The sequence below is a fragment of the Blautia glucerasea genome, assembly GCF_013304385.1.
GTDB lineage: Bacteria > Bacillota > Clostridia > Lachnospirales > Lachnospiraceae > Blautia_A > Blautia_A ammoniilytica.
The window spans coordinates 123,723-150,356 of sequence record NZ_JAAITU010000003.1 but is presented as its reverse complement, the minus strand read 5'-3'; the positions used below and the strand labels follow the sequence as shown (position 1 = coordinate 150,356).

The 26,634-nt window shown below is 41.7% G+C and carries 34 protein-coding genes and 1 other RNA gene; 4 read left to right on the top strand and 31 right to left on the bottom strand.

The window, feature by feature from the left end; translation table 11 throughout:
* Positions 1–86 precede the first annotated feature (86 nt).
* The 6 genes from G5B11_RS02595 to G5B11_RS02570 form a co-directional block, all read right to left on the bottom strand.
* Entirely contained in the window at positions 87–353 is a 267-nt protein-coding gene (locus tag G5B11_RS02595) for a hypothetical protein (protein ID WP_173726782.1), read from the bottom strand.
* Entirely contained in the window at positions 350–739 is a 390-nt protein-coding gene (locus G5B11_RS02590; protein WP_173726781.1) for a beta barrel domain-containing protein, read from the bottom strand. The genes G5B11_RS02595 and G5B11_RS02590 overlap by 4 nt, the downstream gene beginning before the upstream one ends.
* The gene (locus G5B11_RS02585; protein ID WP_173726780.1) at positions 736–1,227 is read right to left on the bottom strand and encodes a transposase; all 492 of its coding nucleotides are present in this window, start codon (positions 1,225–1,227) and stop codon (positions 736–738) included. The genes G5B11_RS02590 and G5B11_RS02585 overlap by 4 nt, the downstream gene beginning before the upstream one ends.
* A 94-nt stretch (positions 1,228–1,321) precedes the next feature.
* Positions 1,322–1,388, bottom strand: an RNA gene (locus tag G5B11_RS02580) — hammerhead ribozyme type II.
* A 3-nt stretch (positions 1,389–1,391) separates the two neighbouring features.
* Positions 1,392–1,805, bottom strand: coding sequence for a hypothetical protein (locus G5B11_RS02575; protein ID WP_173726779.1), 414 nt, complete (start codon positions 1,803–1,805; stop codon positions 1,392–1,394).
* A 119-nt stretch (positions 1,806–1,924) separates the two neighbouring features.
* Positions 1,925–2,089: a hypothetical protein gene (locus tag G5B11_RS02570; protein ID WP_173726778.1), complete on the bottom strand. Its 165-nt coding sequence runs from the start codon at positions 2,087–2,089 to the stop codon at positions 1,925–1,927.
* A gap of 314 nt (positions 2,090–2,403) precedes the next feature.
* Here G5B11_RS02570 and G5B11_RS02565 point away from each other — a divergent pair, with 314 nt between their 5' ends.
* Positions 2,404–3,705 (top strand): DUF4041 domain-containing protein, encoded by a 1,302-nt coding sequence (locus G5B11_RS02565; protein WP_173726777.1) that lies wholly within the window; start codon positions 2,404–2,406, stop codon positions 3,703–3,705.
* Between the two features lie 860 nt (positions 3,706–4,565).
* On the opposite strand, the gene G5B11_RS02560 is transcribed toward G5B11_RS02565, so the two are convergent.
* The 17 genes from G5B11_RS02560 to G5B11_RS02480 form a co-directional block, all read right to left on the bottom strand.
* Positions 4,566–5,903, bottom strand: coding sequence for a glucosaminidase domain-containing protein (locus tag G5B11_RS02560; RefSeq protein ID WP_173726776.1), 1,338 nt, complete (start codon positions 5,901–5,903; stop codon positions 4,566–4,568).
* Between the two features lie 55 nt (positions 5,904–5,958).
* A complete protein-coding gene (locus G5B11_RS02555) occupies positions 5,959–6,273 on the bottom strand; it encodes an aminopeptidase (protein ID WP_173726775.1) in 315 nt (104 codons plus the stop codon).
* Positions 6,270–6,599, bottom strand: a complete 330-nt coding sequence (locus G5B11_RS02550) for a hypothetical protein (RefSeq protein ID WP_173726774.1) — start codon at positions 6,597–6,599, stop codon at positions 6,270–6,272. The genes G5B11_RS02555 and G5B11_RS02550 overlap by 4 nt, the downstream gene beginning before the upstream one ends.
* 142 nt (positions 6,600–6,741) lie before the next feature.
* Positions 6,742–7,050: a hypothetical protein gene (locus tag G5B11_RS02545; RefSeq protein WP_173726773.1), complete on the bottom strand. Its 309-nt coding sequence runs from the start codon at positions 7,048–7,050 to the stop codon at positions 6,742–6,744.
* Between the two features lie 16 nt (positions 7,051–7,066).
* Positions 7,067–8,356: a hypothetical protein gene (locus G5B11_RS02540; RefSeq protein ID WP_173726772.1), complete on the bottom strand. Its 1,290-nt coding sequence runs from the start codon at positions 8,354–8,356 to the stop codon at positions 7,067–7,069.
* A gap of 22 nt (positions 8,357–8,378) precedes the next feature.
* Entirely contained in the window at positions 8,379–8,927 is a 549-nt protein-coding gene (locus G5B11_RS02535; protein ID WP_173726771.1) for a putative phage tail protein, read from the bottom strand.
* Positions 8,911–10,113: a baseplate J/gp47 family protein gene (locus G5B11_RS02530; protein WP_173726770.1), complete on the bottom strand. Its 1,203-nt coding sequence runs from the start codon at positions 10,111–10,113 to the stop codon at positions 8,911–8,913. Before G5B11_RS02530 ends, G5B11_RS02535 begins: the two co-directional genes overlap by 17 nt.
* Positions 10,106–10,537, bottom strand: coding sequence for a DUF2634 domain-containing protein (locus tag G5B11_RS02525; protein WP_173726769.1), 432 nt, complete (start codon positions 10,535–10,537; stop codon positions 10,106–10,108). Before G5B11_RS02525 ends, G5B11_RS02530 begins: the two co-directional genes overlap by 8 nt.
* 4 nt (positions 10,538–10,541) lie before the next feature.
* Entirely contained in the window at positions 10,542–10,784 is a 243-nt protein-coding gene (locus G5B11_RS02520) for a hypothetical protein (RefSeq protein WP_173726768.1), read from the bottom strand.
* A gap of 13 nt (positions 10,785–10,797) precedes the next feature.
* Positions 10,798–11,766: an XkdQ/YqbQ family protein gene (locus G5B11_RS02515; protein WP_173726767.1), complete on the bottom strand. Its 969-nt coding sequence runs from the start codon at positions 11,764–11,766 to the stop codon at positions 10,798–10,800.
* An 18-nt stretch (positions 11,767–11,784) separates the two neighbouring features.
* Complete coding sequence (locus tag G5B11_RS02510) at positions 11,785–12,504, bottom strand: LysM peptidoglycan-binding domain-containing protein (RefSeq protein WP_173726766.1); 720 nt, start codon at positions 12,502–12,504, stop codon at positions 11,785–11,787.
* Positions 12,494–15,043: a LysM peptidoglycan-binding domain-containing protein gene (locus tag G5B11_RS02505; protein WP_173726765.1), complete on the bottom strand. Its 2,550-nt coding sequence runs from the start codon at positions 15,041–15,043 to the stop codon at positions 12,494–12,496. The genes G5B11_RS02510 and G5B11_RS02505 overlap by 11 nt, the downstream gene beginning before the upstream one ends.
* Positions 15,024–15,986, bottom strand: a complete 963-nt coding sequence (locus tag G5B11_RS02500) for a hypothetical protein (RefSeq protein ID WP_173726764.1) — start codon at positions 15,984–15,986, stop codon at positions 15,024–15,026. The genes G5B11_RS02505 and G5B11_RS02500 overlap by 20 nt, the downstream gene beginning before the upstream one ends.
* Entirely contained in the window at positions 15,973–16,467 is a 495-nt protein-coding gene (locus tag G5B11_RS02495) for a hypothetical protein (RefSeq protein ID WP_173726763.1), read from the bottom strand. The genes G5B11_RS02500 and G5B11_RS02495 overlap by 14 nt, the downstream gene beginning before the upstream one ends.
* Positions 16,468–16,504: 37 nt before the next feature.
* Positions 16,505–16,642, bottom strand: coding sequence for a hypothetical protein (locus G5B11_RS02490; RefSeq protein WP_173726762.1), 138 nt, complete (start codon positions 16,640–16,642; stop codon positions 16,505–16,507).
* A 25-nt stretch (positions 16,643–16,667) separates the two neighbouring features.
* On the bottom strand, positions 16,668–17,156 hold the full coding sequence (locus G5B11_RS02485; protein WP_244092888.1) for a helix-turn-helix domain-containing protein: 489 nt from the start codon (positions 17,154–17,156) through the stop codon (positions 16,668–16,670).
* Positions 17,157–17,194: 38 nt separating this feature from the next.
* Complete coding sequence (locus tag G5B11_RS02480; protein ID WP_173726760.1) at positions 17,195–17,404, bottom strand: helix-turn-helix domain-containing protein; 210 nt, start codon at positions 17,402–17,404, stop codon at positions 17,195–17,197.
* 184 nt (positions 17,405–17,588) lie between these two features.
* Here G5B11_RS02480 and G5B11_RS02475 point away from each other — a divergent pair, with 184 nt between their 5' ends.
* The 3 genes from G5B11_RS02475 to G5B11_RS02465 are packed head-to-tail and all read left to right on the top strand — an operon-like array spanning position 17,589 to position 19,962.
* Positions 17,589–17,942 (top strand): hypothetical protein, encoded by a 354-nt coding sequence (locus tag G5B11_RS02475; protein WP_173726759.1) that lies wholly within the window; start codon positions 17,589–17,591, stop codon positions 17,940–17,942.
* Positions 17,943–18,001: 59 nt separating this feature from the next.
* Positions 18,002–18,166, top strand: coding sequence for a hypothetical protein (locus tag G5B11_RS02470; RefSeq protein ID WP_173726758.1), 165 nt, complete (start codon positions 18,002–18,004; stop codon positions 18,164–18,166).
* Between the two features lie 53 nt (positions 18,167–18,219).
* Complete coding sequence (locus G5B11_RS02465; RefSeq protein WP_173726757.1) at positions 18,220–19,962, top strand: recombinase family protein; 1,743 nt, start codon at positions 18,220–18,222, stop codon at positions 19,960–19,962.
* 104 nt (positions 19,963–20,066) lie between these two features.
* Here G5B11_RS02465 and queA read toward each other — a convergent pair whose 3' ends face one another.
* From queA to ilvA, 8 genes are all read right to left on the bottom strand, one after another.
* On the bottom strand, positions 20,067–21,092 hold the full coding sequence (gene queA, locus G5B11_RS02460; protein WP_173726756.1) for a tRNA preQ1(34) S-adenosylmethionine ribosyltransferase-isomerase QueA: 1,026 nt from the start codon (positions 21,090–21,092) through the stop codon (positions 20,067–20,069).
* Complete coding sequence (gene trmD, locus G5B11_RS02455; RefSeq protein ID WP_173726755.1) at positions 21,089–21,892, bottom strand: tRNA (guanosine(37)-N1)-methyltransferase TrmD; 804 nt, start codon at positions 21,890–21,892, stop codon at positions 21,089–21,091. Before trmD ends, queA begins: the two co-directional genes overlap by 4 nt.
* A complete protein-coding gene (gene rimM / locus G5B11_RS02450; protein WP_173726754.1) occupies positions 21,893–22,396 on the bottom strand; it encodes a ribosome maturation factor RimM in 504 nt (167 codons plus the stop codon). It lies immediately after the preceding gene.
* Positions 22,397–22,539: 143 nt separating this feature from the next.
* On the bottom strand, positions 22,540–22,770 hold the full coding sequence (locus G5B11_RS02445; RefSeq protein WP_158420486.1) for a KH domain-containing protein: 231 nt from the start codon (positions 22,768–22,770) through the stop codon (positions 22,540–22,542).
* Positions 22,771–22,830: 60 nt separating this feature from the next.
* The gene (rpsP, locus tag G5B11_RS02440; RefSeq protein ID WP_158420487.1) at positions 22,831–23,076 is read right to left on the bottom strand and encodes a 30S ribosomal protein S16; all 246 of its coding nucleotides are present in this window, start codon (positions 23,074–23,076) and stop codon (positions 22,831–22,833) included.
* A gap of 63 nt (positions 23,077–23,139) precedes the next feature.
* A complete protein-coding gene (gene ffh / locus G5B11_RS02435) occupies positions 23,140–24,489 on the bottom strand; it encodes a signal recognition particle protein (RefSeq protein ID WP_173726753.1) in 1,350 nt (449 codons plus the stop codon).
* A gap of 3 nt (positions 24,490–24,492) precedes the next feature.
* Entirely contained in the window at positions 24,493–24,816 is a 324-nt protein-coding gene (gene ylxM / locus G5B11_RS02430) for a YlxM family DNA-binding protein (RefSeq protein ID WP_158420491.1), read from the bottom strand.
* 595 nt (positions 24,817–25,411) lie between these two features.
* The gene (gene ilvA, locus G5B11_RS02425; RefSeq protein WP_173726752.1) at positions 25,412–26,623 is read right to left on the bottom strand and encodes a threonine ammonia-lyase; all 1,212 of its coding nucleotides are present in this window, start codon (positions 26,621–26,623) and stop codon (positions 25,412–25,414) included.
* Between the last annotated feature and the right edge of the window lie 11 nt (positions 26,624–26,634).

The following is a 26,634-nucleotide window of genomic DNA, read 5'->3' as shown; positions in this document are numbered from 1 at the left end:
AGTTCTTGATTATAATTTAACACGTAGGTTAGTAGTGTCAATACCCTTTTTTACAAAAAATGAGAAAAAATAAAAAGCTGTTCATTTTATTGAGTTTTCTCTGTTCCCTCCTGCATATTCTTCAATAACTCCCATGCCATCCTGAACCCTGCGTAGAATCCTGTTTCCTCCGCTGCTGCTCCGTATTGACTTACCCATAACATAATATCATCTATACCACCGTGCCCGATTTGTAGCTCATTCAAGGTATCAAGAATCCTTTTATGTGTAACTGCCATTCTTTCCGGATCCGGTTCATCACTCTCAATCCGGTTTTCGTAATAGCCTTGGAATACCTGCTGTAATGCTGTCATACTTGTTCCCCCAGGATTTTTTGTATTTCTTTCAATTCATCTAATGTGTAGTTTTCCCACTTCACACCTGATGTAAGAAATCTTACAAGTTTTCTTTTTTGGTAATAGTCTTTTGCTGCTTCCATATCTGAAAATAATATTGTCCTATCTCCATAATCAATATTTTCTTCCAAAAAACTGTCTGTATAATCTGGTTCTTTGAATCTTATCAGTAAATAATCAGGTACAGCTTTGATGTTTACTTCTTCCCTTCTAACTGCATACAGGTATTTGCGCCCAATTTTTGCAACAGTATACTTTTTAGGCTTCAGCCCTTTCAGTAAGGCTATATCCTCATAAGAAAATGCATATGCAATTTGCCCCACAGTAAAGTCTTTTATTTTCATGCCTGTGCCTCCTTCCCAAACGCCATAGCAATCATTTTCTGCAATCTTGCATTTTCATCCTGTAACTTCTGGTTTTCTTTTTCCAGAGATTCTATTTTCAGCTTCATGCCATCAAGATCAATCTTGTCAATATATCTTGCATCACTGCACCACTTAGTAACAGTGGCTTTTGATACCCCATATCTATCTGCAATCTCACCGAATGTCATTCCATGTCTCCGGTGCATATTAACAATAAATTTCTTAAAAGTATAAGTATACCGTCTGGTCGTGTCATGATTTGGACCGGTCGGCTTTTCCGGAATTTCCTTGGCAAGTTTTTCTAATGTAATTTTTTTATCTTCAATTATGGCCAGTTCTTTTTCCGGTTCCTGTGGCATTTCTACCTCGCCTGTTACTTCTTCCTTTTCCAATTTGAACCCAATTCTTGCAAGATCATCAATCTCATCCATAAGAGCGAATAATCTTTGTCTGTACTCCTTATTCATTACATTATGCCCTCCGTATCTTTACTCTTTCTCTGTTGCTATCTCTGATTTTCACCTTAAAAATCAGTAAAACTTGTTCTCCGACACCAAACACTTTGACCTGCCATCATCAGCACCAGACGGTCATTCCTGGTGGACGGTCATTTCTGACCGTTTCGGCTATTTTATTTGCAAATCAAATCGTATAATTTTGCTTTGAGTTTGATAATTTCCATTTCTGCCAGTTCTGCTCTTTCCTGGCATTCTCTGTATTGATTCCACAACTTAGTATTATTTTCTGACAATGATTCGCATTTTTGAGCTAATTCCTCTCTGTCACTTTCCAGCCCTTTAATCTCTTTCTTAAGCTGTTCGATCTGGTTATCACGTTCTTTCAGTCTCAGACTGAATTTTTCTGTTTCTTTTTCTGCTGACTGCCATCTTTGTTTCATACTGCAGGCAAAATCATTATTGATGTTATCTTCTGCAATCTCAAAGCATCCATCAAGAGCCATTCCGATGTAGCTGTCTTCTCCAAGTTCCTCTACGATTTTTTTTATTTTTTCCAGTGCCTTAAGTTCCTGTTCTTTTGTTGCCATCTTCCATGCTCCTCCTGCATTCCGCTCTTGATTTTTCCCACCGCTCTGCTATAATAAAAGGATAAGGCTTGGCGGTGGCAGGAACCCGCCTTACCCTTATTGGTGAATTGGAAACCCTTTTACTTGCTAGGTGGCGGGGTTTCCTTTTTAATTTTTGTATCGCTTTCTCTTGCGATATATTTTACACAGTCCTCTCTTAACTCTGGTGGAACTCCATATGCTTCTAACCACTCCTGCAACCTTGTAATCTCTATGATGTTCATCATTTCTTTATTGTCCTCCATGTTCTAACCTCCTGCCCTGGTATATTTTGCAACTCGTTTTATTGAGTTGTTGATATTATAATATCACGTAGTAGGTAGGTGTCAACACCCTCTTTTACAAAATTTGAATTTTGTTTTCCCTCAACTCACAACTCATATTATTGCCGTTGCTATCACTATTCTGTAGTGTTATCATCAAAATAAAAAGGAGTATTTACAATGAACAGAACAAATGTCCCCCTAAAAAATTCCTTTCTGCTCATATATTTCACATCGGCATAAATTTTTTTTACTTCTGTTAACCCCCAAATTATACATAGGAAAAGGGAATTAATATGGGACTGTCAGGATTATTTAAAGAAAATTCATACAAGCAGGAGATTGAAGATCTCCATAAACAAATCGAGGAATTAAATGCTTATATTGACAAAGCCGGACGTAATATTCTGGATAATATTGTAGATTCTAAAGATGTCATTGCTGATCTTGAAAAAAGAAAAACGGATCTTTCTTCCTCTATCGAAAACCTCGAAAGAATCTCCAACAACTTAGATACTTCTATTGCAGAAAAGCGTAAACAAATTTCATCCATAGATGATGAAATTCTTGTAGAAAGTTTCGGATTATATAAACCGGTATTTTCTTTTGCATCTTCTACCCAATATCAGGAAGCGCTTGCATATATTAGACATGAACAAAAAGATCTAATAAAAAATAATAAAGCAGTAACTGGAAGTAAAAACTGGACCGTCAATGGAAGTGCAGCAAAAGGCCAGAAGATGGTAAAAGATATGCAAAAACTATTACTTCGAGCTTTCAATTCTGATTGTGATTCTATTGTCGAAAAGGTTAAATATACAAACTTTGATGCCTCTCTAAAAAAGCTATATGCTAGCGCAGAAGCCATTACAAAATTGGGAGCTTCATCAACTGGAGTTGCGATCACCAAAGAATATATCATATCAAAAGTAAAAGAACTTCACCTTGCTTTTGAATATCAACAAAAAAAGCAAGAGGAAAAAGAGCACATTCGTGAAGAACGGGCAAGAGCAAGAGAAGAAGCCAAATTGCAAAAAGAACTTGCTGAACAGAAAATAGCCATTTCAAAAGAACAGAAACACTATGAACACGCTCTTTCTGACATTCTCAATCAAATTGCCAATAATCCAGATAATCAAGATCTTTTGCAGAAGAAAGCTGATATAGAAACTCAATTAGCTGCTATCGAAAATTCGCTTAAGGACATTGATTACCGTGAGGCCAATCAGAAAGCAGGTTATGTATATATTATTTCAAACATTGGTGCATTTGGCGAAAATATATATAAGATTGGTATGACACGGCGTTTGGATCCTCAGGAACGTATTGATGAATTGGGAGATGCTTCCGTGCCATTTAACTTTGATGTTCATGCTATGATCTTTTCTGACAATGCGCCTGCACTGGAAGCCGCTTTGCATCATGCATTTGAAGATAAAAAAGTAAACATGGTGAATACCAGAAGAGAATTTTTTAATGTCACTTTGGATGAAATCAAGAAGGTTGTCACAGAAAACTTTGACAAAACTGTGGATTTTCATGATGTTCCAGATGCCGAGCAATTTAGAATGTCCCAACGCATGAGGGAAAAGGCTTGACCCTCTCATTTTGTGCTTTTTTAATAATTTTTCGCAGGAGTTTTCGTGTAGATTTCACGAATTTTTATTAATTTTCCAACATTTGTTGGCTTTAATTTGTCAGCCGCTTGCCAGCCTTTGGCTGACTGAGACTTAGGTTTAGAATAAGATTAAGATTTAATATAAAAACATAAGATCAATTGCACCAGCTTTTTCTTCAAAAACACCATGGACAGATTGGCTTACAAGCGGCTTTACGAGATTGAGATATAGTATTGAGAATATAAATATAGTTAAATACATATGTACTGTTGCACCAGAATTATCCCAGGGATAAATAAAAAAATCCCGACACCATTCAGGCATCGGGAAGCTTTCGGAAACTCAGTATTTTGAAGTTGACATTTTGCCTGTAACAGCATATGATAATAACAGCTAAGCAAGCTGATGAATTGTATTAGGCAAAACGAAAACCCCTGAAAGTGGTCCAGACTTTCAGGGGTTTTCTATTCCGTTTATGTAAGGTGGCTTATGCCTTTAGGCTGTCTGCGCTGCTTATTCATCCCCATCCAGCCATTTGCAAATGTAGTAGCTAATTACACCTGCTACGATAGAGACAAGCAAACTGATGAATAAATCTTGCATTAGGCTTCACCTCCTTCCTGCCGGAGGTGCGCAGCAAAATTATGTTATCACATTACATATATTTCTACAATCACATTTTATTGCAATAATGCTTTCTAACATCCTGCGCATTTTCAAAGATTCCCAAAGGATCAAAACACCTGTGATATATTCTTTTATCCAGCTTGTACTAATCAAGGCATTCTATACGTATCATCGTATATATACCCAGAATTAATCAGTGCACCATATAAATATTACTGTACATACGTTTTCTTTTCGTAATAGGCGGCAATCCATCCAGACGGAATCTTCATCCAGATATCATCCCCTATTTTCTTTGTTCCCTGGCAGGTTACTCTTGTGCCCTTTTTCAGCTGTCCATTTGTATAGGCATGCTGTCGAGCGTTGGCAGTCAGCTCATTCCATTTCTTGGCATGATACTGTACACCTGCACCGGTACGCACATTCAGGCTGTCAACCTGCAGTGTGTATGTGCTGCCAACAAGATAGGATGGTGCCGCAGTATTTACCGGCTGAGTAGCCTGCGGCTTTTTCGCAGAATCGGTTGTGTTCTTGACCATGCTCAGACCCTTGCCAGTGAAACGAAGCCTATGTGTCCATCCATGGCTGTACAAATACCATGGCTGTGTTCGGATCTCGTTTCCGGAATCGTCAATGGTATTTTTCGTTCCCTCTGATGATCTGGCATGGACGATATTATCTCCATCAATGGCCAGGGCTACATGGCTGTTGGATCCATCTGGATTGTTGTCTGCCAGTTCTACATCCCCTTTTTTCATTCTTGCATGGGCTGTCTGCTTTGTGGCCACAACTTCAAAGCCGCACTTCTTCATCTGCAGCATGTTTCCGGTATACCCGCAATTCTGTTTCAGAAATGCGGCCTGTTCAGAAAGACCATTCTTCATGAATGCATAATAATATGCAGTCAGCACAAGGGAACTACAGTCGAAAGATTTTGGGGCAGAAATATTGTACAGGCTACGCACCACCTGGCTGTATCCATGTGTATTGTCATTCGCCATCTGTACAGCGAAATCAACCGCATCATCAATGATCTGCTGTGCTGTTACTTTTTCTTTCTTGTCATTCTTGCTATTTTCTGTTGGATCATACTGTGTCAGATTGCAGACTACGATCACTGCATATACGTTTCCAACATAAGCACTGGAAGTTGCATAGCCATCTGCCCGGATGGTTTCCAGGTACTTTTTCGGATCCTTGATTCCTTTCAGGTTCTGGTATCTGGCAAGCTGAATAAACTCAAAGTACCCCTTAACGCCTGCCTCCATAGAATCGTACACACGGAAATTGTCTTTGATCGTAGTCAGAGTTCCTGGTGAATACTCCTCCTTTGTGGTCATGTTGACAGATTTTCCTTTCCAGGCAGTGCCACATTTCAGGCCAAAATAATTATGGTACTGTGTTGCCAGTTTAGATTCTCCCCATCCTGATTCCAGGATAGCTTGTGCAATAATCGGACTGTATACCTGGATTCCATATCTTGGGGCATACTTTTTCACAAGTATAGCAATACTCGCAATAAATTTCTTCTGTGTATTACTTAATGCCATTTTCTACCCCTCCTGTAGAATAGATTCTTGTATAAAAAAAGACATTCAACCGAAATCAATTCGTAGTTGAATGCCCTCGAAGTTGTGAAATTGCCTGAATTACTTTATCGTATCCCACCATAGCCGACAGCCAGGATAATAATAACAATGCAATCAAATAGACTATCAGCTGTGCATTAATATGCGATTCAGTCATGATAACATATCCGGCAGATACTCCTACAGCCAAAACAGCTGCAACAATTCCTGCCAGGAAATTTGAAGCATACCGCACTTTGCATTCATCCAGAACTTTCTTGACCGCTTCGGTGAAAAGCCCTGTAAAAGCAGATACGACCATCAACAGCAATAAAAACATTTCTAAGTTCATCCTTTTTCCTCCGTTTCTTCAAGATCCATATTGTTATTATCTTCCACATCCCCAGTGTTTCCGTCAGGCTCATCACGGCTACGGTATTTGTGTTTTTCCTTACTGGTCTTGATCCAGCCGCAGATGCCGCATTCTCCGATCAGTGCTGCTATCAATGCACACCAGGCTGTTTCCGGTGCAGAACCATATAGCCTGTATGTATCAATCATCTGCTGATTAATATGCACTGTGTACAAGAAAACACAAATCAGAACTATGTTCAATGTTCCTAGCTTTCCAAAGCTCTGTCTGATCCTCCGTACTGCCCTTTTTATTTTCTTAATCATCTTACTCACCTTTCCGAGTTGCTGTGGAATATCTCTGTGGCTCTGTTACAGCCACAGGCTTCCATCCTAACTGCTTATGCCAACATTTCCTCACCAACGCACCAAAAAGCGCTTATAGCCCCTTGTAGCCGTTTGCTATCATTCACATACCAATCTGCTTGAGCACAAATCCAATGACAATACCCAGCACTGTGGTAATCGCATATCCAGTTACTTTTCTCCACATTTCTCCGTCCCGGCTTTCCAGTGCTTCTAATCTGTCACCTTGGCGGCCCTGCTCCTTAACCATGCTTTCAACTGACATTGCAAGTTTCTGCACAGAAGTCGTCAGTTCCCCGATCTGCTTAACAGCTGTATCCAGTTCATCAATGCGCCGGTTCTGCCGCTTATTCTCAGCATCCAGCCTTTCGCCAAACTCTTTGTGTTCAGCTCGAGTTATATATTCCTCCATGCCTTTTCCTCCTGTATTACTCCGTGTACACATCACCAATGGCCACAATAGGACGCACACCATGGAGAGCAGTAACAGATGTAGCTGTATCAATCGCCACAAATCCATCATCTGTCACATATAACGCCGACATTTCGTTTTCATGTGTGTATATGAAATTCCTCAACCAGTAATTGCGTGTGGATTTTGTTTTCTTCGGATCCAGTTTCATAAGGGCAAGTTGACTGGTTTCCTGTACATACGATACACCTGCCCAGTGTGTACTCAACAGCTTACTATTGTCATTAGTAAACATGCTACACCCAAACATCATTATGTCAGTTGGAATATCCACAGCAAGAGCGTCAGTGTATGTACTTTCCACATTTTTCCATCCTTCCCCTTCAAGTTTCGGATATTTTACACCTGGGCGTGTAAAAATATAGTTTTCAAACAAATTAAGGAAATACTCTCTGTTGCTATTCAACCCTGAAATTAACGCTGATGCATCATATCCAGACATATCGCCCAACCCCATTGGTACTGCGCCTTCATGCAAACCGGGTAAATTACTAAGCGGATCATCTGGCATGACCAGTACATGATGGTCTGTAAGATCCTGCCAGTAGTCAATATCCACAATCCTCCATTTCACACCTCCAAGGTTCCAGTAGTCACCAACCCACAGATCATGAAAAGTTCCTTCCGATATTTCAGCCAGCTGACTGTAATCAAGGACATTTCCCAGATTTTTCCCACGGAAAATGTTCCGATGCATTTCATGAATTTTATCCATCATCTCAAAAACTGTAGTTACGCTTTTTAGGGCTTTATTTGTCTGCTCTTTAAACTCTGCAAGATCTACTGCAGAAGCATATGCTCCGGTTCCTGGCTGAATGTTTACTGCGGCAGATGCGTTCACAGTCTGATACATTTCAAAATTCATAGAAATCGAACCACCCGTTTCTGCCGGGATGTAATCTGCCCCATTGGGTTCAGCTACAGCCAACGAAAACAGAATATCTCCCTCATCTGGATCTTTGGCCCATATACCAACCTCTGTAATTCTATATCCCTGCTCCAGACCAGTATTAGAGATCACTGCAACTAATTTTACTGTAGTGCTGTCCACTGCGGAAATAGATGAGATCTGCACGCTCTGGCGCTGGTCTTTCAGTGCTGTTGCTCCTGAAAGATCCTCCGTACCTGTATACTCTCCTGCACCAGGAGTAATTTGCGTATATGTCAGCTTTAATGTGCGCTGTTGAACCTTCTGCAGCAATGCCAAGCCTTTTTCTGTAATCACGCTATTTTTGAATTGTGCCATTATTAAGTCCTCCTATGTTTTTTTAATGTATAATTATGTTTGGTATGCCAACACAATATATCCCTACGTTCTCATTCAAATGAATTGATGCCTCTGCAACCATATTGTAATTGATATGCACCGGCATTCTTTTGGAAATAATAGTCGCCAGCCGGTCATATACCACCGCTATATCTGTTCCACCATCCTGTATCAGAATCTGAAATGCAGTTCCGTCCCAGGTTATTTCACAGCCCTTTCCGGTATAGGTTTTGACCAGTGACTGGATTACACTTTTACTAAGATGTCCTGTTCCAGAATAACAGGCTGCAATGGTTCTTCTACGCTCCTCCAAGGATGCTCCTACATCCGTATCCACACGTAAGATCCGCTCATACTCAGCTATGGCCTTTTCATCTGCCTGGGAAGGATACTGATTCTTTACCGTCTGTTCAATCAGGTGTATGGCAAGATCCAACAGCCATCCTTCATACCGGTATACAGCATCCATTTCTTTATACTCTGTCCACCATGCAGGACCACTGCTTACGATTTCCTCATAGCTCTCCTGACCATTATTGAATATTTCCATCAATTGTCACCTCCCCAAGAATAGGAACCTGGGTAATGGCGAACGGTATATTAACCATCCCATCATTGATAGTCAGATTGCTATAATCAATCACATCTTCCAGGCCTTCCAGCAAAGCCCCTACCCTAACATAACGGATCGTCATTCCTTGTGAATAATCCTCAAGTGCCATATCTGAAAAGTATTTCTCTAGCAATGCCTTAAAAGCACTTTGAATCCCTGACAATGATGCATCAGACTTCTTCAAGACAGATGCTTTTACATTAATTGTTACAGCCTCTGCTGCGGCTACTGTACAGATCTGTCCAATGGTTGCCACGCCTTCCCCCATTCCATCACCTGACGGATCCAGATACTTCTGTACTGCCTGTACAACACCTGTGACTGGAACTCCACCAGTTTTGGATACGATCACAGCCTTTACAGTGTTCGGACCGTTCCACAGTGGAATAATTCTGGCACTTCCTACACCATCTACAGATTCGCACCAGGTTTTCATCTGCGCCTTATTTCCATTTTCATCTGGCCCGGATAACCGGCTGATAAGCCGCTCCCTTGCTGAATCATCATCCTCAATATCTACAGCAGGGATATATAATGTTCCAAGGGTTGCACTGATAAGACCATCCACATCAAGATCTGGAATTACTGCTGTACCTTCTACTAGATCATTCATTTCTGTACCCGTATCCTGTGAAACAATGGTATACTTACCGTTTTCCTCCTGATGAAGTGTAAAAAAATAATCCCCGCACGACATCAGGGATCCTATTTCCGGTACAGCTCCGGTAAATTCCACATAATAAGTTGCCGGTGTGGCCTGGTCCGGATTTCGTTTCAGGCCTCGTTCCATCATCTTTTCATCTAACACATCGCCTGTACATGTCTGTATAGAAATGATTTCCTTGATCTGTGCCAGATCATCAAACAGCATTGCTGTACGGATGATGCTGCCCATACAGGCATCCCAGTATATACTGCCTTGTCGGGTATCTACCCCAAGTTCTTCCCCCATATCCAGGAACTGTTCAATCAGCAGATCCTCAGTAACATCATCCAGGGATAAATCCTCGATGTTCCGTGCACTAACAGACTGTACACGTTCTATCGGGGCTGCTCTTCTCATTTCTGCCAGGGAAGCTTTATATTCACCAATAAGTTCTGCACTATGGGTTATATCAGCCATCCGTCAGCACCTCCTCTACCTCTTCGTCTCCATAAATTGTTGATGCTGTAAAAGAAATATGAACAGCATCTGCCTCCAGGATCTCATAAGAGAGATCACTGATTCCAAGAATTTCCTCATTATTCAGAAAAGCATCCTCTACCATAGCAGGAATATCCGACCGCAGATATCCAGGAGTAAGTTCCTGGTTTCCGACTTTATTGTAGATATCACTGCCATACTGATCGTCATATATCAGATATGCGAACCGTCTTGTTTGTAGTGCTTTCATCATTGCTTGCTGTGAAGCCTCTGCCCCATCCACCATGCCGATAATCCTTTTATTTTCTACATCCATGCGGTAAGTACGATATATCGTCAGATCTTCTTCTAGTTCTTCCTCTGCTACAGGATCCTCAATCACTTCAAATTCATCTTCGCCCATATTCTCACACCCTGTCCAAAATATAATAAACTTTCGCATCATTGATCGCCAACATGTAAAAAAGCTCACCGGCTTTCAGCGGCAACTGTCCAGATGGGATAATCAACGACTGTGCCGATAATAAAATGCTTGAATCTCCTACCAGCCGAATCAACACCGGATCTGTATCCACCACACTGCCAGTCACGACTGTAGGGGCATTTGTTTTTACAGCTTCCCGGATTACCTCAACAAGATTCTTTCCCATCGTCCTCCCTCCTCTATGCTGTTTTATCAAAACTCAATTTCAGATCCATCACATGATGGCCATTTTCAAAGGTATGGGTATCCTCTTCAATATACATTCTCCGTTTTATGGAAACTGTAGGGATGGACATATACACACATGCACCAGACACACATTTCATGTTGCCTGTTGCCTTGACCTTGAGTTCCTGACTGACGGCACTGGTTTCCATCTTGAACACCTGTATCCGCTGTTTAATCTCCGTTGCGGTTATTTTCTCGTCTACGCTCTCCATATCTGCAAATTTTCCAATGACCTTTTCCAGATTAGAATTAACATAGCTACCTTTGCTCCCACCCTTTGATGTGGTCAAGGTAAGCCTTGTCCTGGTATTGTATATAGATCTCTGCATGTCATATGTCTGGATATTTGACCCCAGATCCAGGATCGGCATACTGGCAGGGACTGTCCTTTTTTTCAAGGATATTTTTCCTTTCGAGGAAGACACATAATACCGTATTCCTGTAGATTTATAAGTCTGGCTTAATGCATCCTGGATCACATCCCAGTATGTGGTTGCCTTCTTCACAAGCTCACCAATCACGAACTGTGTTTCCACTGCCGTTCCAAGCTTCAAACCAAGCTTTTTTAGGCAATCTTTGAAAATAAATGTAGCTGTTTTTTTCTTATAAGAAAAACTGCCCTTATTGTTGCAAAGATATATACAGTTATCATATGCTTTCAAAGTAAGGCTTCTGCTGTTTCCACGACCGTCCGTCATGAGCAGTCCCCGAAAGACTTCTTTTCCTCCAAGATAAAAATAGACTGCCTGTCCTTGGCCACAATTGACTTTCAAGCGTGAATGCTGTTCTGAATCATCCAACGTAACCGAAAGGGTACGTGGTGCATCTCCTCTTCTTCCGGAAAGGACTGCCTTCTGGACAAGCATGGTGCCATCAAAGAATTTGCTTCCTTTTCCAACCAATAGTTTAATATCATTCATGGTTCTGCCCCTCCCATATCACGGAAGTTTCAATTTTGTACCAGGAAACAGGATCTTCCCATTATTGGAAGAACTTTTCCCATGCTTCTTTGCTGCCGCTTCAATAACATTCTTATTTTTCTGGTATATAGCACTTCGCTTTTTCCCATCCTTGTAATACTTTTTGGCAATGTTCCATAACGTATCTTTAGCCTTCACTGTATAAGTTTTTGCCTTAGATTTATTATTTGAGCGCTTACCGGATGTGGTTGTCCTGGATTTTCCATTCTTCTTTTTCCGGTACGTTTTAACAGTGGGTTTCCTATACTCTTTTAATTCGACAGTATAGCTGATAGATCCCACATCACCACCAGATTCTGTTTCTGAATATGATGTAATGTATGCATACATGTTCAGCGATAATGGCCCACCTTCCAGGACAAAATGACAGGGTTTTGAATGCTCTACCCTCTTCTGCATCCATTTATGCCATTTCTTTGGCTCTTTAAATTCTTCCGGTCGGCAGGAACAGTAATTCCTGCCATACACTGCCGGAAAAAAAGAGGAAAATGAGATCACAATCGAATCTCGTTTTCCCTTGTGTACTGCCTCGCCAAATCGGTCAATCGATACAGATGTTGTTTTTCCCTTTACAGATACTTTGATCTTTTCCGGAAGAACAGGAACAACGTATACCAGCTTGTCATTATCAAAATTAATATACATCCTGTATTTTGTCGGATTAGAATCAATACTCATAAGCTGCATCACCTCCAACAAAGATTTCCTCTTCGATGATATCAACGATCACATCCCGTACTCGCTCCATTAGTATATTGACCACATCTGCTTTTGAAATGCCGCCGCCTGCTGTGATTCTACCATTGCCATTAATATTGATATCAACAGATTTCCTGCTTTCACTGCCAGACCCAGATGAAGATGCTTCTGCATCTAAAACAGGAGAAATTTGAAGTGGTGCCGCTGTGTCTTTACCATCTCCAAACATTCCCAATCTGACACCGGTTTCCTGCCACAAATCTATTGCATGATCAGATCCATCCAACGGAATAATTGATTCAGGACCTGCCTCTGACACAATAGCAAAATGTGGTTCATCAAAAATACCACCTGTTGCATGTTTCGCAATGGAAGCTGTTACAGTAGCTTCGCCAGTGGCACCACCACCAAAGGAGATTTTTTCAGATGGATTTGTCAGTTTATAATTTGCAGTAAGTGATACATTTACAGTCGCACTGGCCGGAAATGGAGTTGCAAACGCACTACGCACCTCAGATCCAACCTGACTGTATACGGAAGATATGTTGTCCTCCCCTTTAGTCAGTTCTGCATTCACGGTACCCTCTGCTGATATCGGATCCGTAAATGTCTTTTTAGCCTCATCCTCTGTCAGTGTTTTTGCAGCACTGGTATTAGTCTTTCCCTTGGTTATTGTGGTATCTACCTGCTGTTCCTCCGTGATGGGTTCTTGAGTGGCTTCATCTGCCGCCGCCTGAATCTCTGCTTTTGCCTGGTCTGTATTGACATCAGCTATTTCAATCACAGATTCCGGTATATTAATAACCTGGTCAGGCAGAATTAGATTCAAGTCCTGAATATCAGGGTTTGCTGCCTGAATCTGGTCTTTAACTTCTGACCACACAACACCATACTGTTCCATGATTCCTGAAAGGGTATCTCCTTCATTCACAGTATACTGTATCGCAATCTCTCCACCATCCAGTTCAGTTTCTCCAACATAATTCAACCCTTTAAGAGAATGCGTAAGCTTATCCATATCAAGATTTGCATTGTCGGTATTAACTGGTATATCGCCTTCCAGGTCAATTCCCTGCTCCTTGGCTGCATCCGATATGGTAAAACCAAATTTTTCTAAAATGTCATTCACTTTTCCCATATCTATTTCGCCGTTGGATCCAATCGCACTACTAAGCACTTCATCAAGAATACTTCCTGCATCAGCGCTGTTTGTAGTTTCAGTGAATGCCCTCCGGATTTCTTCCTGTAAAGCGTTTGGTAACATTTCAAAGGATACACCAGCATCATCTAGCATGTTCATGAAGTCCTCTTTGTTACCTGAGAATTTATCAGCAAGCTGTTTTGACATGATTGCATATATAGAGTTCTGGTCACCAGCCGCAGCACCCAATTCAACCGCCTGATAATATTTGTCCATAACTGACTGAGGTACTTCTGAAAGCTGTTCGCCGTTTTCACCATATACGCCATCAATTATCCCCTGAATATCTTCGATTGTAGGGAACATCGTTTCAAATCTATCTTCAAGTGCGCCTTTTGTTGCACTATCCAGGCCACTATCAATAGTGCCTGCATTTGTCAAAGCTGCATTTAGATACTCTGTAGGATCCTGAACCCCTTTTGTTGCACTGGCAGTTTCCATCTCCTCGGAAAAATAATCCATCCACTGCGAAGTCGAACTATCAATATTCTCCTTGGCTGTGCTTAATTCATCCCCATAAGCATCACTAAGACCTGTATATCCCCACTCCCAGCTTTTTAGCGTTGCATTCTCCTGAAGATTTGTATATGCATCCTGCAGGAGTTCTTCCATAGCATCTACAGTCGGTCTTCTGGATTCATCATTATATGCATATTGCTCCAGTTTTGAAAAAAGTGATTCAATCGCTGTTGATCGCTCTTCAATCTGTGCATCTGCCGCCTCATTAATCTGTTCTACAGTTTTTTTCCATGAATCAGAATCAAGTGCCGCCCCTGACGATGTTTTGGATATCCATTTCAGCTTTCCTTCCAGTTCAGCCTGCTGTGCACCATTTACAAGATCCAACATTTTCCCCTGCATAATGGATACAGCTGTTGCGGTATTTACATCATAGGCACCTTCATCTATGCTTTTCTGTAAAAGATCTGTAACTGCACTTCCCAATGATTCGGCCATTTCTGAATCCTGGGAAAACCAGGTTTGCATTTGCCCTATAATCTGATCTCCAACAACATCCCCCAACAAAGCCTTAACGGTTAATTCTGCGGAATATTCCTGCTTTTCCAGGGCATCTTTCACATAAGATTTTATATCTTCTGCATTGTCTAACAGAACCTGTCCTTCATCTACTGTCAGACCAATATTTCTGGCTTTCCAATTCAGATAGTCATTCTCTGCCAAAAGATCCTCTGCTTGTGAAATCAGCTTATCAGCTTCATCGAAATTCACATTTGCCACATGCAGCTGTGTAGTCAATTCAACTGGAATAACCTGATCAACCAAACTGCTTATCTGATCATCTGTACTGGTATACAAGCAGCATTCCCAACGAAACAATATCGTCTGCGGTTTTCATTGTGTCCTGGCCTACACGTTTCTTGAAGAACTGTACCTTCTCATCGGTACGATAACCAATAACTGTTTTGTCCGTACCAAACCTCGCAACGTCACAGCCAATATGAATGATCTGCGGATGCCTCCTCGGAAAGTATTCTGTTGCAATGCTTTTCTCAACCAGCGGAAGCGGTATGTAAATATCGTCTTCGACAAGTGGAAAATCGCCAGCTACACGTACTCTGAATACATCGCTGTCCTCACCGTACATATTGATAATGGTCTGTACAAATTCTTGTGATACTCTCGTGCTGTTTCTACCATCAATATGGAATGTCGAATACTGTTCTCGGTTCTTATTGTGACTATCATAAAAAAATCCCGACAACTGGGTCGGGTTTCCACACATAAGCAATTTTGCTCCTGGTGTCGAAAGAGCACCAAGAACCGGTTCGAATATTTTATCTTCAACGCCGCTTGCTTCATCTATGATATAAAGCATATGTTCCGCATGAAATCCCTGCAAAGCATCTGGCGTGCTTGCAGTTCGTGCCACTGCAAACCATTCTTCGGCATGGCCTTTCATGTACAGCTTTTCTTTTGTCCATATTAATTCTGAATCCAGTATCTTATTATTACGCTTCCATTTACTGATCTCGGCCCATAGGATATCGAACAGCTGATGCTGGGTCGGAGCAGTGCATGGAATCTTTGGATATGGATGTGTACACATAAACCATATTACAGACCATGCCTCCACCGCTGATTTACCTATACCATGTCCAGAACGAACGCTTGTCATTTGGTTTGCAACGAGGCTCTGTAATATCTTCTTCTGTTCAGGATCCGGGGCAGCCTTTAATATATCCTGTACAAATTCTACCGGATGGTTGGCGTAATATAAAATAGCCTCATTGCTCAGCATCTTTCTCAGCCTCCATCCTGTTCCTGTACGCCTCTTCTATTGCATCCGCCAATGAAGATGTACTCTCGTTTTCTTTCCTCTGTGCTTCCTCCTGCTGTCTATGGTATTCAAATTCTGCAATCTTCTGATCGAGCTCTCTTTCCCTAAGTTCATGTGCCGGATTTTCTCCCACGGTATCTCGCAGGAACGAAGCAGCTTTTGTATTGCCTTTTATTGCCTGATTGATAACGCCCACCATTACTGCTGTCTGATATGTGAAATCCTCCTCAGATATTCCCATGACTGCCAGCTTTTGTTTCAACTCTTTCGCAGCCTTCGGAACCTGCATATCAAGCAGCATTTTAGCGGTATCTCGCATAGCTTTCTTCCTGCGGCGTGCTTCACCTGATGCGATGCCGCCTTTTCGGGCTGTTTCCACCTGTTGTTCCCCTGTTCGGAAGCGATATGGCACACCTTTTTTTAAGTTTTCCTCATTCGGCACCGTCACCACCTCTCTGTTCTGTCATTATTTGAGAAAATCAGATAAAATATGGGTCTTTTCTCTCTTTCTCCATCTGTGCCATAAACTTATTCGGTGCCGTCATTCTGCATGGGATATCGCATCTTGACATATCTGTTCTGGCTTTTGCTTTAGCCTCCAGGATGTTACTGTCCATCACATGGCCTATGATCTCATATGGCTTATCTCTGGAATTTCTCAGCCAGCATTCTCAATTCAGATATTGCTGTTGCCAACACTTCCAGCTTTTTCACAATTCCATCGAACTTTTCCTGTTCGTCTTCTGTGATTTCCCCATCTTCCGCAATACTCAACAACTGCTTTTTCATGGCCCGAACTCCATCTTCATCCAGACTGTTCAGTATTTTTACCGTAATCCCCTGCAAACCACTTACTTGTGTTGCAAGTGGAAGATTTCTCCCAATTGGACACTCGTGTTTACAGTAATAACTACGCAGTTCCGGTGTCTTGTACAAATCAGACATCATCACCACCGTATCCGGTGGTACATTTTTGGTTACTCCTAACTCATGATTTGCCAAAGTTGAGGTTGAGATCCCCAATAACTCAGCAGCTCTTTCCCTGCTGTTTAGTAAGTCATTGTATTTTGCTGCCTTTTCCCTACAGGCAAAGTAAATATTTTTCCCATCTTTCGTACAGTCAATCTCCATTTCGTTTCTACTCCTCATCTTCTATAATGAGTTCATGCTCAAACATCCGAGCAGGAATCATCATCAGTAATATTTAAGTAATCACTTATTCTTTTTCTTATGGGAGGTGATACCACACGGCCATTTAAAACTGACGAAATGTATGAGCGGTTGTTACCAAGCTTTTCTGCCATATCAGAAACTCCGATATCTTTCTGAATCATGGCAATCTTAGCCTTTTTACACCAAGGTGATAACTTTTCCGCCATATGTTTTGCTCCTTTCTTTTCTTTACTTTTGTTACATTTTTCTTTATAATGAAGATTGATTTTATCTTTAAAATGAATTTTAAAATCATCTTCAAAATCATCTTACATTTGTTATATTAACTCGTAATTATGAGCAGGTCAATACCTTTAGCTCATTATTTTGAGTTTTTATGAAGGAGGTACTATGTTCTACGATAACTTTAAAGCTGCCTGTGCAAGAAAAGGCACAACCATTACTGCTGTTTTAGCTGAAATAGGCAGAGCAAGTGGTAATACTGGGGGCTGGAAAATGGGAAAATACCCACGTTTAGATATTGTTACAGAGATAGCTGATTATCTAAATATAAGTTTGGACGAATTGGTTTATGGATTAGAGAGAGCTCCATCTGCCAAATCTGCTCAGAATAATGAGCTTGACAGTGAATGGTATGAGATCATTTCCCAAATCCCAGAAGACCGTCAACAGCTTTGCAAAGATTTTTTGCGTACTCATATGGTTTCTATACCGGAAAAGTATGCAGATGATAAGAGAGCATAATATCCCCTGACTATTTTGAATGGTATCGGAATAACCAAACCCAATAACAGGAGGTTCTTATGGAAAAAAAGATCACTATTCAACCACAACATCCATTAGTTCCAGAAAAAGACGCTTTTGTTCTTGAACTTCAACGACTCCTCGCCTGTTACCAACTGGCCGATCAAAGAGACAGGGAAATTGTGTGGTCTGTACTCAATAAATATGTACCACGTATCGTTTAAAACAAAGGACAGCCCCGTGCAGGGGCTTTCTTTGTGTATTTGGGAGAAACATTATGGCAAGAAAGAAAACCGCCCTAAGGGGCATATCTGCGTCTGTGCGTGAAACCAAAGTAGCAATATATATTCGAGTATCTACTATTCATCAGATTGACAAAGATTCCATACCTATGCAGAAAAAAGATCTCATAGCATATTGCCAGCTTATTCTTGGCACAGACAATTATGAAATCTTCGAGGATGCTGGATACTCAGGAAAAAATACTGATCGTCCCGCATTTCAAGATATGATGAAAAAGATCCGTAAAGGTGAGTTCACTCATATGCTCGTATGGAAAATAGATAGAATATCCAGAAACCTTCTGGATTTTGCAGAAATGTACGAAGAGCTTCAAGCATTGCGGATAACCTTTGTAAGTAAAAATGAGCAATTTGACACCTCCACTGCTATTGGTGAAGCTATGCTCAAAATTGTTTTAGTGTTTGCAGAATTGGAAAGAAATATGACTTCAGAACGTGTTACAGCAACAATGATCTCCAGAGCCAACAATGGACAGTGGAATGGTGGCCGGATTCCTTTTGGATATTCCTATGATCCGGATACATCCCAGTTCTCCATACGTGAAGATGAGGCTGTAGTATGCCGTAGGTTAAAGGATCTTTACTTAGACAATAAATCCCTTGTCTATACTGCAAGGACCTTGAATGCAGACGGATATAAAACCAGAGCCGGTGTGGACTGGACACCTACTGCGGTATGGATTATTGCATCCAGCCCATTTTATGCCGGCATTTATCGTTATAACCGATATAAAGGAACAGAAAACAGAACACTCAATCCAGAGGAAGAATGGGTAATGATTCCGAACCATCATCCGGCTATTTTTACCCTAGATGAACATGAAGCAATGAAGTCCTCGTTAAAATCAAACGCTAGGTATGTTGATAATCCAGTTGGGAAACCACACGCCACTGCCAACATTCATATATTTCAGGGAATTGCCTATTGCGACAAGTGTGGAAGCAAAATGGTTTCCACTCCCGGAAAAAAACACGCTGACGGATACCGTCCATCCAATTATAGTTGTCCTCTGCACCGCAGAAGTAAGAAATGTGATAACTCCACAGTGAATGATATGATCATTGGCGAATTTACCATCAATTATATTTTGAATATGCTCAATGCCAAGAAAATATTTTCCGGTATCGACACACCTGAAGAATTGCAACGACATTTATTGACCGGTTCCACCTTCTCTGATATTTCTTCCATTGAGGAAGATGGGCTGCATGAGTTCTTCAACCTATTATCCCGGTATGGTTCCGACAACTCTTATGTCTTTGCAGTCCAAAAACCACGGAAGAAAAAAGCTTCTGTTAATCCTGAAATTGCAGCTCTCCGTAAAGAAAAAGAAAAACAGGAGCGTGCCCTTCAGCGTCTACAGGATCTTTATCTATATTCAGACAAATCCATGTCCGAAAAAGACTTTATAATTCGCAAAAGCGAAATATCAGATCATCTTAAAAGTATCAATGCTCAGCTTGGATTGATTACTCAGGATCCAGATGCCCTGCTTTCGGATGAAGAATTTATAAAACAAGCCAGTCACCTGCTCATCCAAAAAGAATTGAAAGACAAAAAGTATATTTATTATAAAAATCTGGCAGCATCCTTGGATCCGGAAATCCTCAGAACTTATATGAAAACAATTCTTGATTCTGTTTACCTTACTGACGGTCATGTCAGTGCCATAGTATTCAAGAATGGTCTTACGCAAAAATTTATCTATAAAAAATAAGGCTGTTTCAAATATCATAAAAAATAACCAGGAAGCATTATACCTCCTGGTTATTCTTATATTCTCTGGGTCTTTTTTTACCCAACAAATGTTAGATATGGATGTCAATTGATGAGCATCGCATCCCCAAAGGAAAAAAATCTATATCTTTCCTTCACAGCCTCTTCATAAGCATGCATAATCTTTTCCTTACCTGCCAGCGCAGAAACAAGCATCATAAGAGTTGATTCTGGAAGATGGAAGTTGGTGATCAGGCTGTCGATCATCTTAAAATGATAGCCTGGGTAAATAAAAATCTCTGTCCAGCCTGAACCGGCTTTTAAAACGCCATCTTCTCCGGTGGCTGATTCCAGGGTGCGACAGCTGGTAGTACCTACAGCGATCACACGGCCGCCGTTTTTCTTAGTATCATTGATCAGCTTTGCTTGATCTTCTTCTACCACGTAATACTCAGAATGCATATGATGCTGCTCCACATCATCTACTTTGACAGGCCGGAAAGTGCCAAGCCCTACATGCAATGTCACATGGGCGATCTGCACACCTTTTTCTTTTACCTTTTCCAGAAGTTCCTTTGTAAAATGGAGCCCTGCAGTAGGCGCAGCAGCAGATCCCTCATGCTTTGCATAAACCGTCTGATAACGATTTTTGTCCTGTAATTTGTGTGTGATATAGGGAGGCAGAGGCATCTCTCCCAACTGATCCAGGATTTCCTCAAAAATGCCGTTATATTCGAAATGGATCAGGCGGTTCCCATCTTCGATCACATCTACGATCTCACCCTTTAATAAGCCATCACCAAAACTGATCCTGGTTCCCTTTCGTGCCTTTTTTCCAGGCTTTACAAGACATTCCCACACATCGTTTTCATTTCTTTTTAAAAGAAGTATCTCAATCAATGCTCCGGTTTCTTCTTTATGTCCATACAATCTGGCCGGGATCACCTTTGTATCATTGATCACAAGACAGTCTCCAGGGTTCAGATATTCCAGGATATCCGTAAAATGACGATGTTCAATACTTCCATCCTTGATGGACAAATGCATCAATCTGGATGCACTTCGGTCTGTCAGAGGATCCTGGGCAATCAGCTCCTGGGGCAGATCATAATAAAAATCTGATGTTTTCATAATTCCTCCTCTTTTTCCGGTTCACAGGTCATGTCCGCATAGGCAGCTGCCTGTTGGGTTTCTTCCTTCCATTGCTTTTTCAGCTGCCTTACATAATTCCATTCTTTATTGGTAAGATCAGCCTTTTTCAAAAGATCCGGCCGGCTTTTGGCAGTACGAATCACAGACTGTTCCCTGCGCCATTTCTCAATATTAGCATGATGCCCGGACATCAGCACCTGAGGTACGGCTTTTCCATGCCATATTTCCGGTCTGGAATACTGGGGATATTCTAGAAGGTTCCCAGCAAACGACTCTGTCTCACCAGATTCTTTGTTGCTTAATACCCCGGGCACCATCCTGGAAATAGAATCCATCATAACCATAGAAGGCAGTTCACCACCTGTCAGCACATAATCTCCAATGGACACGTAGTCTGTAACGATCTCCTCAAGAACACGTTCATCAATACCTTCATAATGGCCGCACAAAAAAACCAGATCCTCTTCTTTTGCCATCTCTCTGGCCATTTCCTGATTAAACACCCTGCCTTGGGGAGTAAGATAAACAACTCTTGGCCTTTTTCCGATACGCTGTACCACTGACTCATAGGCAAGATAAACCGGTTCAGCCTGCATCAGCATTCCTGCACCGCCGCCGTATGGATAATCATCCACTTTCTGGTGCTTATTATAGGCAAAATCCCGGATGTTCACAGCTTCTATGGACAGATAACCAGCTGCAATGGCCCGGCCTGTAATGCTGGTATTCATCCCATTCTGGATCATCTCCGGAAACAGGGTCAGTACATGAAAATTCATTTATACCAGTCCTTTCATCAAATGTACAGTCATAACGTCTTTTTCAATGTCCACATCCAAAATGCACTGATGAATGGCAGGAAGAAGAAGCTCTTTGCCCTGTGCATCCTGAACTACATAAACATCATTGGCACCTGTTTCTATTACATCTTTCAGAATTCCCACAGAAGTCCCATCCTCAGTTACAACCTTCATTCCGATCAGATCTGCAATATAATACTCGTCTTCTTCCAGATCCTGCGCTTCCTCTCTGGGGATCCATAACTCTTTACCTTTATATTTCTCTATATCATTAATATTATCAATATCTTTAAATTTCAGGATCACAAGATTCTTGAAAAACTTTACATTCTGGATGTAAAGCTGTTTCTTCTCCCTGCCTGTATCCAGAAAAACATATTCAAGATCAGGAAAGCGTTCTGCATCCGTTGTAGGATATACCTTTACCTCTCCTCTCACACCGTGTGTGGTAGTGATCACACCTACTTTTAATAAATCTTCCATCACCAAGCTCCTGTCTGTGTACTTATCATATACGATCCTGCCCGGTAGGGCTTTTAATGTACTAGGAGATCCCAACGGAATTTCCTAGTACATTAAAAAAGGCTGTTGCATCCATACTATTGCAACAGCCCCTGAAAACTATTTCATTGCAGAATATCTACAATCACTTTTTTGCTGCTTTTGGAAGAAGCCGCTTTTACTACAGTACGGATTGCCTTGGCGATCCTGCCCTGACGTCCGATGACCTTACCCATATCAGAAGGTCCCACTTTTAATTCGATGACGATCACATCATCTTTCTCTGTCTCAGTAACGACTACTTCATCCGGATTTTCAACAAGAGATTTTGCAATTACTTCAACTAATCCTTTCATCACATACCTCCCTGTCTCGTCCTTTTGGGGACGTCACAGAAATACCCTCTCCGGTATTTCTTATTTTTCGATTCCGGCTGCTTTGAAAAGCTTAGCAACAACTTCTGTTGGCTGAGCACCTACAGAAAGCCATTTTTTAGCTGCTTCCTCATCAATTTTGAATACGCTTGGATCAAGGTTAGGATCGTAGGTACCGATCTCCTCGATGCATCTTCCATCACGTTTGCTGCGGGAATCTGCAACAATGATTCTATAGAAAGGTGCTTTCTTCTGTCCCATTCTTCTTAATCTGATCTTAACTGCCATTTTTGTTTTCCTCCAATTTTTGATTATGTGTTGTTTTTGATTATTTATTATAAATAATTTATGTTAAAAAGGAAGCTTGAAGCCGCCTCTTTTACCACCTTTTTTGCCGCCCATCATACCGGGCATCTGCTTCATCATCTTCTTGCTCTGTTCAAATTGCTTCACAAGACGGTTGACTTCTGAAATATCTACGCCTGCCCCCTTGGCAATGCGGTTCTTGCGGGATACATTCAGGATTCCCGGATTGCTCCGCTCCTGAATCGTCATGGAAAGAATAATGGACTTGGTCCTGTTCATCGCACTTTCATCGATCATTCCTTCAATGTCTTTCATCTTGGCGCCCATCCCGGGAAGCATGTTCAGGATACTTCCGATCCCGCCCATCTTATTCATCTGATCCAGGCTGGTAAGATAGTCATTAAAGTCAAAATCCATTTTCTTAAGCTTCTTGGACATCTCCTGTGCCTGCTCCTGATCTACGGAGGCTTCCACCTTCTCGATCAGACTCATCACATCACCCATACCTAAGATCCTGGATGCCATCCTGTCCGGATAAAACTGTTCCAGATCTGTAAGCTTCTCACCCATACCAACATAAAGAATAGGCTTGCCGGTAACTGCCTTGATGGAAAGAGCTGCACCGCCTCGGGTATCACCATCCATCTTGGTAAGAATCACACCGTCAATCCCCACCTTATCGGTAAAGGTCTTGGCTACATTCACTGCATCCTGTCCTGTCATGGCATCCACAACAAGAACAGTAGCATCTACCTGTACATTCTCCTTAATATCTGCAAGCTCCTGCATCATATTCTCATCAATATGAAGACGTCCTGCAGTATCAATGATCACAACATTCTGCTGATGTTCCTTAGCATGGCCGATGGCAGCTTTGGCAATGTCTACAGGCTTCTGTTTGTCTCCCATGGAAAACACTTCTACGCCCTGCTTCTCACCATTTACCTGAAGCTGTGTAATAGCTGCCGGCCGGTATACATCACAGGCAACCAGAAGCGGACGCTTGCCTTTTGCCTTCAGCTTACCTGCAAGCTTGGCTGCTGTAGTGGTCTTACCAGCTCCCTGAAGACCTGCCATCATGATCACTGTCATATCATTGCCTGGCTTAACAGGAAGCTCTGTAGTCTCACTCCCCATCAGGCTTACAAGCTCGTCATTTACGATCTTGATCACCATCTGTCCCGGATTAAGGCCGTTCATTACATCCTGTCCTACTGCACGCTCCTGCACAGATTTGGTAAACTGCTTGACCACCTTGAAATTGACATCTGCTTCAAGAAGAGCCATCTTAACTTCTTTTAAAGCGATCTTAACATCTTCTTCTGTCAGCCTGCCTTTACTTCTCAGTTTTTTGAATACATTCTGTAATTTTTCTGTCAAGCTTTCAAATGCCATGTATTATAACTCCTCTAATATCACATTGGAAATCGCTGCAATCTCTTCAATCCCGGATTCTTCAGCAATCTGATGGATCCGCTTTACCTGCTTTCGTATATTCAGGAACTTATCAACTAAATGAAGTTTCTCTTCATACTCCTCCAGTGCCTTGTCGCATCTCCGGATCATATCGTGTACTCCCTGTCTGGAAATCCCCAAATCCTGGGCTACTTCACTTAAGGAATAATCCTCCAGGACAACATTCGTATACACCTGCTGCTGCCTGCTGGTAAGAAGTTCTCCATAAAAATCATACAAAAGTGTACGCTCTACAAACTTTTCCATTCGTAATCACCTTGTGTATCTTACCGTATTTGTATCCGGTTGTCAAGTGTTTTTTCTTTACGAACTTTTGTTCGTGTCTTTTCGTCTACGTTCATCTATTGATAAAATGGTTCAAAAAACCGGCACATTAATTTGTACCGGGTAGTCATTTCTGCATATTCCATTTTGTTCTGAGCCATGCTATACTAAATATGTTGTCCAGCCGATACCCGGCAACGGGAGGAGGTGCAGTCCATATGGAAAACATCGTCATTTCTTTTCTTATCTCCTGCCTGGCGAGCATAGCCGCCTATTATGTTTGCAAATGGTTAGATGGTGATAAGTGAGACAACACTAGCCTAGTAGTTTCTTGTCTACTATAAATAAACAAGAAGAAGCCCCCAGTATTCGCAGTACTGAGGGCTTCACTCTTTTTGTCTCCATGGACTCGTCATTTCTTTTCGCCTATGGCAATTATAGCATATGCAAATCTTGAAATCAATATACCATCTTGCTTAAAATCCAGAGAATTTTCCTCATTTGTCACAGGATTGTCACAAATCAATCTGTTCAACTGCTAGAACCCTTGTATTTACTGGATTTTTGAGCAAATAATTTAAAGGCTGGCGCGGATCACTTTTGGCCTGCAGCCAGCTGTCTCCAGCGCTTTTACGATCTGGTTCTTGTGATCTGTGCCAAATGCCTCCAGTGTGATCTTCAGCTCAACAGCCGCATTACGGTTGGTGCTTACAAACTGGTTATGCTCAAGCTTGATAACATTTCCCTGATTCTCTGCAATAATGCTTGCTACACGTACCAGTTCACCCGGTTTGTCCGGAATCAGCACAGATACAGTAAAGATACGGTCTCTCTGGATCAGCCCATGCTGAACAACAGAAGACATGGTGATCACATCCATATTGCCACCGCTTAAAATAGAAACCACTTTCTTGTTCTTGAAATCAAGATGACGAAGGGCTGCTACCGTAAGAAGTCCGGAATTTTCTACAACCATCTTATGATTTTCAACCATATCCAGGAAAGCAACGATCAATTCATCATCCTCAATGGTAATGATCCCGTCCAGATTCTTCTGGATATAAGGGAAGATCTTGGAACCTGGTGTCTGAACAGCAGTACCATCTGCAATGGTATTTACATGCGGAAGGGTAACTACTTCCCCTTTCTCCAGCGATGCTTTCATGCAGGCTGCACCGGCCGGCTCTACACCGATCACCTTGATATGGGGATTCAGAAGCTTTGCAAGTGTGGAAACTCCTGTAGCAAGTCCGCCGCCTCCGATAGGTACAAGAATGTAATCTACCAGCGGAAGTTCCTGTACGATCTCCATGGCAATGGTTCCCTGGCCTGTAGCTACTGCCTGATCATCAAAAGGATGGATGAAAGTATATCCTTCTTTTTCTGCCAGTTCCAGTGCAAATGCACAGGCTTCATCATATACATCCCCATGAAGGATCACCTTTGCCCCATAGCTTTTGGTACGCTCTACCTTGATCAGGGGTGTAGTGGTTGGCATGACGATCACTGCTTTTACCCCATATTTATGCGCTGCATAGGCAACACCCTGAGCATGGTTTCCTGCAGAAGCAGTGATCAGCCCTTTGCTTCTCTCTTCTTCCGTCAGTGTACTGATCTTATAGTAAGCCCCACGTACCTTATATGCTCCTGTACGCTGCATATTTTCCGGTTTGAAATAAACCTTATTCCCGGTCATTTCGGAAAAATAACTGCTTTTGATCAGCTTTGTCTCCTGTGTCACCTGTTTCACGATCTCTGATGCCTGTTCAAAACTGTCCAGTGTCAACATTGTGCTTCCTC